Annotated in this window: 10 protein-coding genes and 2 tRNA genes; 10 read left to right on the top strand and 2 right to left on the bottom strand. The window is 36.6% G+C overall.

What is annotated here, in order from left to right:
• Positions 1-21: 21 nt before the first annotated feature.
• Positions 22-108: transfer RNA gene (locus AC220I_RS11440), tRNA-Leu, on the bottom strand.
• Between the two features lie 173 nt (positions 109-281).
• On the opposite strand from AC220I_RS11440, the gene AC220I_RS11435 reads away from it, so the two are divergent.
• From AC220I_RS11435 to AC220I_RS11400, 8 genes are all read left to right on the top strand, one after another.
• Entirely contained in the window at positions 282-1,367 is a 1,086-nt protein-coding gene (locus AC220I_RS11435) for a M24 family metallopeptidase (RefSeq protein WP_486723965.1), read from the top strand.
• A 233-nt stretch (positions 1,368-1,600) separates the two neighbouring features.
• A complete protein-coding gene (locus AC220I_RS11430; protein WP_486723964.1) occupies positions 1,601-2,164 on the top strand; it encodes an RNA polymerase sigma factor in 564 nt (187 codons plus the stop codon).
• Positions 2,165-2,179: 15 nt separating this feature from the next.
• Positions 2,180-3,475 carry a DUF4349 domain-containing protein gene (locus AC220I_RS11425; protein ID WP_486723963.1) on the top strand — a complete coding sequence of 432 codons (1,296 nt, stop codon included), beginning with the start codon at positions 2,180-2,182 and terminating at the stop codon, positions 3,473-3,475.
• Between the two features lie 50 nt (positions 3,476-3,525).
• Positions 3,526-4,254, top strand: coding sequence for an SIMPL domain-containing protein (locus tag AC220I_RS11420; RefSeq protein WP_486723962.1), 729 nt, complete (start codon positions 3,526-3,528; stop codon positions 4,252-4,254).
• A gap of 273 nt (positions 4,255-4,527) precedes the next feature.
• Positions 4,528-5,757: a type I glyceraldehyde-3-phosphate dehydrogenase gene (locus tag AC220I_RS11415; protein ID WP_486723961.1), complete on the top strand. Its 1,230-nt coding sequence runs from the start codon at positions 4,528-4,530 to the stop codon at positions 5,755-5,757.
• 158 nt (positions 5,758-5,915) lie between these two features.
• Complete coding sequence (polA, locus tag AC220I_RS11410) at positions 5,916-8,543, top strand: DNA polymerase I (protein WP_486723960.1); 2,628 nt, start codon at positions 5,916-5,918, stop codon at positions 8,541-8,543.
• A complete protein-coding gene (gene coaE, locus AC220I_RS11405) occupies positions 8,533-9,135 on the top strand; it encodes a dephospho-CoA kinase (RefSeq protein WP_486723959.1) in 603 nt (200 codons plus the stop codon). The genes polA and coaE overlap by 11 nt, the downstream gene beginning before the upstream one ends.
• A gap of 69 nt (positions 9,136-9,204) precedes the next feature.
• Entirely contained in the window at positions 9,205-10,248 is a 1,044-nt protein-coding gene (locus AC220I_RS11400) for a nicotinate phosphoribosyltransferase (RefSeq protein WP_486723958.1), read from the top strand.
• A 397-nt stretch (positions 10,249-10,645) separates the two neighbouring features.
• On the opposite strand, the gene AC220I_RS11395 is transcribed toward AC220I_RS11400, so the two are convergent.
• Positions 10,646-10,730: transfer RNA gene (locus tag AC220I_RS11395), tRNA-Leu, on the bottom strand.
• Positions 10,731-11,035: 305 nt separating this feature from the next.
• On the opposite strand from AC220I_RS11395, the gene AC220I_RS11390 reads away from it, so the two are divergent.
• The gene (locus AC220I_RS11390; RefSeq protein WP_486723957.1) at positions 11,036-11,746 is read left to right on the top strand and encodes a sulfite exporter TauE/SafE family protein; all 711 of its coding nucleotides are present in this window, start codon (positions 11,036-11,038) and stop codon (positions 11,744-11,746) included.
• A gap of 67 nt (positions 11,747-11,813) precedes the next feature.
• Positions 11,814-12,176, top strand: coding sequence for a response regulator (locus tag AC220I_RS11385; protein WP_486723956.1), 363 nt, complete (start codon positions 11,814-11,816; stop codon positions 12,174-12,176).
• Positions 12,177-12,689 lie beyond the last annotated feature (513 nt).

Below are 12,689 nucleotides of genomic sequence, written 5' to 3'. Positions count from 1 at the left end.
TTCTCGTGAGGGTTTTAATTTTGGTGCCGAAGGCGGGGGTCGAACCCGCACGAGTGTTACCTCTCCGGATTTTGAGTCCGGCGCGTCTGCCAATTCCACCACTTCGGCGCGGAACTACTATATATTAACATAACTTTAGTCTTGTTGCAAGTAGGTATTTAAAAATAATATATTTCATTTTTGTTGTAAATATTGGGTATTAGATTTATGAAAATATGTTAAACTAAAATTAATGACGAACACAAGGCGACAAGCCATTTTAATCAATTTCAGGAGGGTTTATGTATAGTGAAAGATTGAAGAAAGTAAGAGCTAAAATGAAAGTGAATCAAATGGATTCTATGCTTGTTACAGCAACAGACTCAATTTATTATCTTTTAGGTGTTGAGATTCATCCTGGAGAGAGATTGCTGGCCTTATTGATAGAAGAACATCATGCGGTACTTTTCATCAATGCCCTGTTTCCATTGAAAGAAACCTTACCTGTTGTGGTGCGCTATTACAAGGATACTGATCGTCCAGTTGAGATGATTGCAGCTGAAATAAATAATCATGCCCTTATCGGAATTGACAAGGAATGGCCGAGTCGATTTTTACTTGAGCTTATGGCAGAAAAACCTACTTGTAAGTTTGTAAATGGTTCGTATACAGTTGATGAAGCAAGACTTATTAAGACGAATTCTGAAATTGAACTTATGCGAAAGGCTTCTAAAATAAACGATGAAGTCATGAGACGCGTTTATGAATACTTACAAGCAAACGCAGGAAACAAAATGATTACGGAAAGTGAAATCCAGGATAAGGTCAAGCAGTTTAATGCTGAATTAGAAGTCTTCGAACTCTCTTTTACACCGCTCATCTGCTTTGGAGAAAATGGTGCAGAACCACATCATGATAGTGATGAAACAATACTTGAAGAAAATCAGGCGATTATTGTGGATATAGGTGGCAGAAAAGATGGCTATTGTTCTGACATGACTAGAAGCTTTTTTTATGGCACCCCCGATGAGGCCTACATGACAGTCTATAATTTGGTAAAAGACGCAAACTTAGCAGCCATAAAAGCGGTTAAACCTGGCGTGACATTCAAGGATATTGATAATGCAGCGCGACAGGTAATTGCAGCTGCTGGCTATGGCGAGGCCTTTACGCATAGAACCGGCCATGGTATTGGCATTAATGTCCACGAGTTTCCGGATGTATCCTCAGTTAATGATATGATTTGTGAAGCCGGCATGATTTTTTCAATTGAGCCCGGAATATATTTGAGAGAAAAATTTGGTGTGCGCATTGAAGATCTAGTGCTTGTGACAGAGGATGGTTGTGAGGTTTTAAACCAATATCCCAAAGCCCTGCTTACAATTTAAAGGCTAAATACCTGAAGTGAAAATGACTAGGGCAAAATGCAAAAGAAATATTCAACAATACTATGATTTTTCTTTTCAGCTATAGAAATATAAAAGGATCAAGTGAACTTGGTCCTTTTACATATCCGTAAATTGGGTACTTCTATATTGAAGCAAAAAAATGATTTAGGATGGAACTTTTTGAAAAAGACTGACGTCTTAATAACATAACCTCTTAAGAAGGGAGTGAGACCATGGAAGCAAAGCTACTTGAAAACGCGATTCAAGGAGATGTAGACAGCTTTGAGAAATTGATCAAGACTTATAATCGATATGTTTATAACATCGCATATCGCATGATGGGGAATGAAGAAGATGCAAAGGACATGTCTCAAGAAGCTTTAATAAAGGCATATCGTAATATTGGAAATTTTAAAATGGAATCTAGTTTTTCCACATGGTTATATCGAATTGTAATTAACGCCTGTAAGGATGAACTCAGAAAGCGTAAAGAGGCAACTTACTCATTGGATGAAACCTATGATGGAAACGACAATTTGAAATATGAGATAAGTGATCAGGAAAGTGATCCGATTCTTGTATATGAAAAGGTTGAGTTAAAGGCAAATATTGAGAGTGCTTTAAATCAACTTTCTGATGATGGTAAGTCAGTTGTTGTTTTAAAAGACATCCTTGGCTACTCCTATGATGAAATAGGTGAAATTTTACAAATACCAATTGGCACAGTTAGATCGAGGTTAAACCGAAGTCGTTTGGCACTAAAAAAAATACTTCAGATACAACTTGCAGAAAGCTAGAAAGGAGTGAGATAAATGAAATGTGATGATGCACGTCTACAGATGAATTCCGCTATTGACGGCGAAATTAGTCAAGATAATCTATCAAAACTCAATGACCATTTAGATCACTGTGAGCAATGTACTGTAGAGTATGAAGAGCTTAAATATCTAAAAGAGTTAATGGGTGAAATAGAGATGAAGGAACTTCCAAAAGAATTTGAAAGTGAATTGCACTTAAAATTAATAGAAGAACGACGCCTAATCCAAAACAACAAGGAAAAAGTTAAAAAAACTTCTCCGATGGGGAAAGTGATCAATATGTTTAAAGGTCATGGAAATTATGTGGTTGCAGCAGCTGCAGTCGCTTTGATTGTCCTGTTGAGTAATAATCCCTTAAAGATTGCAGGTTATCAGACCTTCAATGCTAAATCGGAAAGCTCACCGATGTATGTCACCACTGAGATGGCGACTGAAGATAGTGCGATGGCTTATCCAGCAGAAGCACCAGCACCTGACATGGCAAAGTTCGGTGCCGCAGGTACAAGGGGTGCAGATACAAATGAAATGGAAAATGCAGGTTTTGCAGTTCAGGCCACTACAATAACAACTTCAAAAGTTGATAACGCACCAGGATATCGAAAAGACCGAATGATTATTAAATCTGGAAATATTAACATAGAGATTGTTAATTATGATGAAGTCGTGTCAGACCTCAAACAAAAGGCAATAGAATGGGGTGGCTATATTGAAAATGAAAGCACTTCAAAACAAGGTTATAATTTAGAGAATGATCTTAAGAATGGCTCATTAATCATCAGAATTCCTAATGAAAAGTTTGAAGAAATGATGGCACTGCTTAAAGGCTATGGTAATGTGATTTATGACAATGTATATGCTCAAGATGTGACTAAGGAATACAGAGACACGGCTCAAGAGGTTGAAAACTTCAAATTAACAGAAGAACGCTTTAGAGAATTGTTAAAAACAGCAAGTGATATGAAAGATGTCCTCGCCATTGAAAATGAGTTGACACGTATTAGGAGTCAGATTAATCAATATGAACGTCAGTTAAAGGATTGGGAAGTTCTTGTTGATTTATCGAGCATCAGTGTTGATATTAGAGAAGTTAAAAGTTTAAAACCCGTCATTGAACCGATTGATGATTCCTTATTTGGTAAAGCAAAGGCTGAGTTTATTCAGACCATTAATGGTTTGAGGTTATTGCTTGAAAATGTCTTTATATGGATCGTTGCAAATTCACCAATCCTCATTATTTTAGGATTTGGTGTGATCGTATGGTGGCGTAAAACGAAGAAAAAGAGTGTTTAATCTAGTATTGAATAAACCTTTTGAAGGTTTAAAATGAAAGGAGAATTTTTATGAAATTTAAATTAATGCCAATTGTAGCTTTATTGATGGTTGCTTTTTTAGTAGTAGGTGCAGTAAATGCAATGCCAATTTCAACGGCAGACGTTGCTGTAGATGCTGAACAGAGAGTTGTTAATGTAACAGGTGAAGGTAAAATTGTTGTAGCACCTGATTTAGCATACATTGACCTTGGTGTTCAAACTAAAAATAAGGATGCTCAAAAGGCTCAACAGGAAAACGCAACACAAATGACTGCCGTAATTGATGCGGTTAAAAAAGCGGGTATTAAAGCAGAAGATATTAAAACAACGGGCTATAATATTTATCAAACTTATGATTACACACCAAATAGTGAAGTTAGAAATGAGTACTACCAAGTTAATAATATTGTGAACATTAAGATTAAAGACATTAATGCTGTTGGGAAAATTATAGATGTTGCAACTGCTGCAGGAGCTAATAACGTAAACAGCATTCGTTTTACAGTTTCTGATGACTCTAAATATTATAGTGAAGCGCTTAAACTTGCTATGGCAAATGCAAACACAAAAGCAAGTGCAATTATGAGCACATTTAATAAAAAACCTGGTCTACCATTAAGTGTGTCTGAAGTTAGCTATGGTGGTGGCGTTTATTATGATTATGCACCAGCTAAAGCAATGATGGAAGGTGCGGCAACGCCGATTGAGTCAGGAGAAATCACAATCACAGCAACTGTAAATGTAGGTTATGACTATTAATAAGGTATTTGATTTTAAAGGCTAGAGGCTAAAACCTCTGGCTTTTTTTATGGCAAAAACATACCAGTACAGAACTATGAAATTTTAAACTTCAGCAGCTTCCATAAGGACTAATCTTAGGGTTGGTAAGATGGCTTAAATCCTGTTTGTAATGATCGTTAAAATAATTTCTAAAAATTAATGAATTGTGGGCTTGATAATATCCCGGTTAATGGTACAATAGATATTGTGCTAGCAACGGGATATAATTTTACCCACGATTTAGGAGGAAGTATGAAAAGAAGGTATTTAGGCATCAACGGGTTAGGCAGAATAGGAAAATTAGTACTTTGGCATCAAATGATTGAAAATCATTTTGACGGATTTGTAATAAGTATCGGTAGAAAAGCTGGTAATTCAATCCATGATATTATTGACTTTATCGTTAACGACTCCACTTATGGTGCTCTTGAAAGATTTATGTTTGGATACTCTGGAAAAACGCTTGATATAGAAATTGTAGATGAAGAAAATTATGAAATTAGAATTAATCAATTTGATATAAAATTCTTAACTAAAAATAGAAATCCAAAGGACATTGAATGGGGAAAGCACAATGTTGAAATCGTTGTGGATTGTACGGGGGTATTCCTAGATCCAGCCCTTGATGCAGATGCTCCTAAGGGCAGTGTAAGAGGCCATTTGGAGGCTGGTGCTAAGAAAGTCATCGTGAGTGCACCTTTTAAAATGAAGGGCCAAGAACTTGAAATGCCAGAAGATGCAACCATGCTCGTGTATGGCATCAATCACGACAAGTTTGATCCAGAAAAACATCATGTAATATCAGCAGCAAGTTGTACAACAACTGCACTTTCTCATATGATGAAGCCACTAATCGATAAAATTGGTATTTCGAGAATATTAACGGCTTCTATGTCAACCATTCATGCTTCTACCAATAATCAAAATCTTTTGGATGCAATGCCTGGAAATGGTGATAAAGACTTGAGAAAAAACAGGTCCGCACTAAACAATATAATCTTAACGTCAACTGGTGCTGCAAAAGCACTTGAGTTTATTTTGCCTGAGATAAAGAAGATCGGTTTCATGGCAGATTCTGTAAGAATTCCAACAAGTACAGTCTCTTTAGTGGCGTTGAACCTTACATTTAGAACCAAACTTGAAGATTCTGGTGAACCCGTGATCAACGATGAGTATATCAACGAGATTTATAAGTTAGCATCTCAAAATGGTCAAAAGGGATATCTGGTTTATTCAGACAAGCAAAACGTTTCTTCAGATCTTAGAGGCTTTAAAGCTTCTGCAGTTATTGAAGGGGTGGAAACAGCTACAAAAACAGGCTTTTTACCTTTGCCAAGCCAGTTAATTCATAATATTGGCGCACAGGGTGAGCTCAATATTCCTGTAACACATGCTAAAATTTTCGGTTGGTATGACAACGAGTTTGGGAGCTATGTCAACTCGCTTTCAAACATCTTGATTCATATTGACAAATCACTGTAATTTATATAAAAGATTTGATACCATTGTATATAAGGGTTTTCAGAATTGAGATAAGTCTCTCAATGATGAAAACTCTTTTTTTTTCATCATCAAGACCCCACCTTTTAATAAACAAACATGTTATAATATTTTATATGACTAAAATCAAGGAGAAGACTATGAACCGGATTGTAATTGTAGATGGGAATAGCTTAATCAATAGAGCTTTTTTTGCAATGTCAGAGTTAAGGACCAGTAAAGGCATATACACAGGCGGTGCACTGGGGTTGACCACCATGATATTTGGATTGATGGATGAATTTAATCCAGATTATTTTTGTGTCGCTTTTGATATGAAGGGACCGACGTTTAGGCACCATGTTTATGACCAATATAAGGGGACTCGAAAGGGGATGCCAAATGAACTGGCAATGCAAATGCCAATTGTTAAGGAAATTTTAGACGCATTAAAAATTCCAAGAGTTGAACTTTCTGGCTATGAGGCAGATGACCTCATAGGAACAATCGCACATTATTTCTCAGACCAGGGCATTGAAGCTCATGTGATCACAGGAGATAAGGATGCACTTCAGCTTGTTCGAGAAAATATTCATGTTCATATCACAAAGAAGGGCATTACACAGCTCAAGGAATATAAAAATGAAGATATAATTGAAGAACTAGGTGTGGATGCATATCACGTGATTGATTACAAGGGCCTAAGCGGGGACACCTCAGATAATATTCCAGGGATACCAAGTGTTGGGCCTAAAACTGCTGCCAAGCTTCTTGCGGAGTTTGGAACAGTTGAAAACTTAATTATGAATGTTGAACAAGTCACTAATAAAAGGTGGAAGGAGCTCGTGATTAATTTTGGAGATCAAGCCATGCTCAGCAAGCGCCTTGCCACAATTATGGTAAATGTTCCCGTAGAACTCAGTACGGAAATGTTTAGGTTACAAGAACCTGACATGGAGACCTCTATTAATCTTTTTAGAGAATATGAAATGAACAGCCTGCTCAATAAATTAAAGGTTAAAACAGAGGTCATTGAACAGAAGACGGATGTTGAAACCATTAATATTGAGCAGTTGACTAAGCTAATAGAAAAAGAAAAAGCATTTTCTTTTAAAATTCTTTATAACAAGGTCACTCTTAGAGAAGATCCCTTTATATGTGCTGCCTTTAAGGTTGAGGATCAGATTTGTATTTTAGACGATGAAACTGAATTTTTAAGCCTTAAACCTATCTTTGAAGATGATGCCATCCATAAATTTGGATATGATTTGAAGAATGAGTATTTGTATTTAATGCAAAAGGGCATAGACCTAAAGGGGGCCAAGTTCGATGGCTATATCGCCGCTTATTTGGTTGATCCGAGTCGAAGAGGCTATGATTTAAGTGAACTCGTATTTGAGCACAGTTCCATGAAAATTTTGTCTGAGGAAGAGCTCCTCGGAAAAGGTGCTAAGAAGTTGACACCAGAAAAAGTGGAAAAAGAAAAGCTTCATCAGTACGCACAGGGGTTGGTTATCGGAATTGACGTTTTGGTTAAGGCACTTGGCGCTAAACTGGAAGAAGGGCACTTTATCAAACTCTTTGAAGAGGTTGAAGTTCCCTTGGTTAAAATTCTTTCGGATATTGAATATACGGGCTTCAATATTGATGTAAAGGAAATTGATATTATTGATGAACTGCTTACCAAGCAGATTGCTGAAATAGAAGCAGAAATCTACAATCTTTCTGGAGAAGCCTTCAACATCAATTCACCAAAACAACTGGGTGTCATATTGTTTGAAAAATTGGGTTTGCCACCTCAAAAGAAAACAAAAACAGGATATTCAACTTCACATGATATACTAGAAAAGCTGGCTTCAAAGCATCCGATTGTTTCTGAAGTAATAGAATATCGTACGTATACAAAACTGAAATCGACTTACATTGATGGGTTAAGGGCAGCTTTAAATCCATTGACGGGTAGAGTTCATACTTCTTTAAACCAAACAATAGCTGTTACTGGTCGTCTTAGTTCAACAGAACCAAACCTTCAGAATATACCGATTAGACTGCCAATAGGTAGAAAGATTAGAAAATTCTTCATACCAGATGAAGGTTGCATTTTGCTAGACGCGGACTACTCTCAAATTGAACTAAGGGTATTGGCCCATTTATCAAAGGATCCAACACTTCTGGAAGCCTTTACACAAAATCTCGACATTCATACTAAGACAGCTTCACAGGTTTTTGGCATAGAGGAAAGTGAAGTGACATCTCTACAAAGAAGTCATGCCAAAGAAGTCAATTTTGGTATTGTATATGGCATGGGTGATTTTGGTCTTGGAGAAAGTCTGGGCATAACGCGAAAAGAAGCTAAAACCTATATTGAAAATTACTTTAGAAGCTATCCAAATGTACAAGGCTTTATGGACAGCGTCATCGAAAAGTGTAAAGAGGATGGTTATGTGGAAACTGTTTTAGGTCGACGACGTGATATTGCCGACATTTCTAACAGTAATTTCATGTTGAGATCTGCAGCGGAGAGAATCGCAAGAAACACTCCTATTCAAGGGTCAGCTGCTGATATTATAAAAATTGCGATGATTAAAGTCTTTGAACGCCTAGCAGCAGAAAAACTTAGATCAAAATTGATTTTACAGGTACACGATGAACTCATCCTTAATGTTCCACTTGATGAGCTAGAACAGGTTAAGGTCCTACTTAAAGAGAGTATGGAATCTGCATATGATTTACTGGTGCCTTTAAAAGTTGACATGAACACAGGAGAGAGCTGGTACGATGCGAAATAAAAGTAAAATTATTGGCATCACAGGAGGAATCGGGAGTGGCAAGAGTGCTGTTTCTAAAATTCTATTGAAGATTGGTTATCCTGTGGTGGATGCTGATGTTATTTCGAGACATATCTTGGAAAAGGGTAGTGATGCTTACTTTGAAGTTATCGCAGAGTTTGGACATGTGATTTTACAGGAAACAGGTGAGATTGATCGAAAAAAGCTAGGCGAAATTATTTTTAATCACGAGGTTGAGCGTGTAAAACTCAATGGTATTGTTCATCCAGCGGTATATAAGGAAATCAATAGACAGGTGGAGGCGTATATTGGGCTTTACAAGCTCGTATTTGTGGATGTACCACTACTTATAGAAAATGCTAGGATGAGTGATTATGATGAAGTGTGGGTCGTATATGCAAGTGATGAGATTAGAGTTAAACGCATATGTGAAAGGGATCATGTAGATGAAGCCTATGCGAAAGTTAAAATCAATGCTCAAATGCCACTGGCTAAAAAAGTAGAGCTTGCGACTAGAGTAATTATGAATGAAGACACTTTAGAAGACCTTGAAAATAGAGTTGCTCATCTGGTGAATTCGATAATAAAATAACGAACGTTGCCTTAAATGTTTAAATTGTTTATAATGTAAATGACTAATTTTTAGGAAGGTAATATAGAAATGAAAGAGATGAAAAGTTTAGCTGATATAGATAGTATCCAAATCGCAGATGATCGGAAATTATTTTCAGCATCACATGATGAAATCGTTAATGGTTTAACAACAGATGTTTATTTTTTGAGAACTTTGGATATTCTAAATGAGCTTGAACTCGCTGATGCAGAGGTTGTAGCAGAAATATTTCCTAGAAAACCGGGAATCTTTGTTGGTTTAGAGGAAGTACTCTATTTATTAAAGGATAAAAACCTTCAAATTGATGCTATTTCTGAAGGTGAATCTTTCGTTGAGAAAGACACTGTTATTAGAATAAAAGGCAAGTATAGTGATTTTGCAATATTTGAAACGACAATTTTAGGCATGCTTGCAAGCAGCTCTGGATGGGCGACGGCAGCAAAAGAAGTAAAGGAAGCTTGTGGCGAGAAATTCTTTTTGTGTTTTGGCGCAAGACATGTACATCCTGCCGTAGCACCAGTAATGGAAAGAGCAGCTGTTATCGGTGGCGCAGGTGGCGCAAGCTGTATCTTGGCAGCCTTACTCAGTAACATAAAGCCTTCTGGCACTGTACCACATAGCGCTATGTTGATCGCAGGTGACACCCTTAAAATTGCTAAAAAATATGATGAGATTGCGGCACCAGACCACAATCGTATAGTTTTAATCGATACCTTTAAGGACGAAGTTGAGGAAGCAATACGAATTGCCAAAGAACTCAATGGAAAGCTTTATGGCATTAGACTGGATACACCAAGTGAAAGAGGTGGTGTAACCGCTGGTTTGGTAAAAGAGATGCGCGCTAAGCTAGACCTAGAAGGGTTTTCCAATGTTAAGATCTTTGTTTCAGGTGGCCTTTATCCTGAGAAAATTAGACTTCTCAGTGAAGCGGGTGCCGACTCATTTGGTGTAGGTAGTTACATTTCTGCGGCATCGCCAATTGACATGACCATGGATATCAAAATGGTCAATGGCAAGGCTGTTGCTAAAAGAGGTAGAATTCCAGGCATGGTTGAGAACCCGAAACTTAAGAGAATACGTGACTTCAAATAGCAACCAATCAATTGATTAAAAGCCTCTGCATTTAGTGATGCAGGGGCTTTCTTACTAAATACAACAAAATTTGAGCCGAAAGCTGTGATGAGAAATGTTCAATCTCAAACACCGTCAGCGAAAATTGGTTTGAGACATCGAAAGTGACTCAAATGTTGTTATAGGGGCTATAATAAGCACTTATAAGAAATGTTCAGCATCAACCAGGGGTAGTAAAGCGCTTTAGAGATGTTGAGAGATGACTGCCCATAAGCTATTATGAATCCTAGACTTTAACAGGTAATGTGCCAAGAAAATATTTTAGAGCCATATTAGGCTTAAGCAGAGGGGCAATTATTGGCGTTGTTTTGACATAAAAAAAACAACCAACTGTAATCAGTTGATTGCTTTTTATAAATGGTGCGGATGGCGGGATTTGAACCCGCACGAGCGTTGCTCACTACCCCCTCAAGATAGCGTGTCTGCCGTTCCACCACATCCGCACGTTGCTTTTTTATTATAGTGACATTAGCTATAAAAGTCAAGGGCTTATTTGAAAAAAAGTATGCATTTTCAAAGGTTGAGAGAACTGGAATATTAGAAGTCAATGGTTTCAATGGCTGTAGAAATTATCTGAATATAACAACTTTTTGTGACCACCAATAAAGGTTTGTTTTCTTAGGGCAAAGTTTTTTCGAATAATCTTTTTAAGGAAGGTTTGACTTTTAAAAGGATGAAAATCTTGATACAATAATAAACGCATGCGAAGTCAAGAGAGATGGCTTTAATAAATATATTGAGGTGAGTAATGGATATTTTGATATTAGCGTTAATTGTATTTTTGGCTTCATTAATTCAAGGGGCTACGAGCTTTGGCTTCTCACTAGTAGCTTTGCCTTTAATGGGCTTCATTCTTAATTTAAAAGAGATTGTCCCCCTACTTGTTATTTTAAGTTTAGTCCTGAATATTTTAATTGCGCTACAATTAAAAATGAAACCCAATATCAAGGAAATCTTCTTACTATTTATATTTGGCATTATTGCAATTCCCTTTGGTGTAAAGTTGCTCTTAATTGTGGATGAATTTATATTAAAGAAAGCGGTCAGCATATTTTTGATTGTTGTAGCCATTATGATGGCAAGGGGCTATAAAATCGAGATTAAAAATAAAAATCTCGCTTTAATAATTACTGGGACATTAAGCGGTGTGCTTAATGGTTCCGTGTCACTAAGTGGACCACCGATCGTCATACTGCTTTCAAATGATCAGAAGAATAGAGATGATTTTAGGATTAGTTTAACGTCCTTGTTTATACTTTTTAATCTTTTTACGGTTTTAATGTATTTAAATAAGGGCTTGCTATCGGTTTCTATAATGACCTCTTATCTGCCCATTGTGCCTTTTTTATTCGCTGGAACGTTTATTGGCGTGAAAATTGGGAATAAAATTGATGAAGGCAAATTTAAGCAAATTGTGTTGTATTTATTAGTTATAATGGGTATAATAAATTTGTTTTAACAATACAGGTATTTGAAACTAGACCTTTAAACTAAGACTTCTAGTGTATATAGAGAGGGGATAAACTATGGGCAAAAGAATTCTGATAGTGGACGATGCAATGTTTATGAGAAAATTGATGAGTGATATTCTTCAGAAGGCAGGTTATGAAGTCGTTGCAGAAGCGGGAAATGGTGAAGAGGCTTTTGATAAATACAAAGAATTCAAACCTGATTTGGTGACAATGGATATCACCATGCCAGACGTCAATGGTATAGATGGGGTTAGGATGATCACATCAGCTTTTCCTGATGCAAAAGTATTGATGTGCAGTGCCATGGGACAGGAAGGTATGGTTATTGATTCTGTTAAAGCAGGCGCTAAGGGTTTCATCGTAAAACCTTTTGTTGCTGAAAAAGTTATTGCTGAAGTTCAGAAGTTAATTGGTTAGTCAAATTTTAACATCAATAAAATTTTATGATTATACGGTCAATTGAACCTCGTCTAGGGTTTGATTGACCTTTTTTATTGTCTATCTATAGATTTGATCAGAGTGTTCAACTTGCGAAAAGCGGTTAGATGGGAACGTTAACGTAAAATTCAATACAAGGTTTTGACCTTAAATGCTTATATAAAAGAAAATTTGTGTCGAAAGCTGTTATGAGAAATGTTCAATCTCAACAGAATTGCTTTGAGACATCGGAGTCGACGCGTGGGTTGTTGTTTCGTTTGAAGAAAAATATGGTAAAGGATTGTTGAATGATATTTTATTAACGACATTTTAGGGATTCTAAGATATTTTACTGCATTTTTTAAAATATAAGTATAGTTTTTTTAAAATGAATTGGATATACTGATTGAAAAGGGTTTAACTATTAGTATATCCAATAGGTGCGGGACGCAAAACGTATATCTGTCATGTGAATAAATATAAAATGAACAGGACAATGATTGCTAAAAAATT

The sequence above is a fragment of the Fusibacter sp. genome (assembly GCF_057447755.1).
The sequence above is the reverse complement of the archived record's forward strand: the minus strand, read 5'-3'. Positions and strand labels throughout refer to the sequence as shown.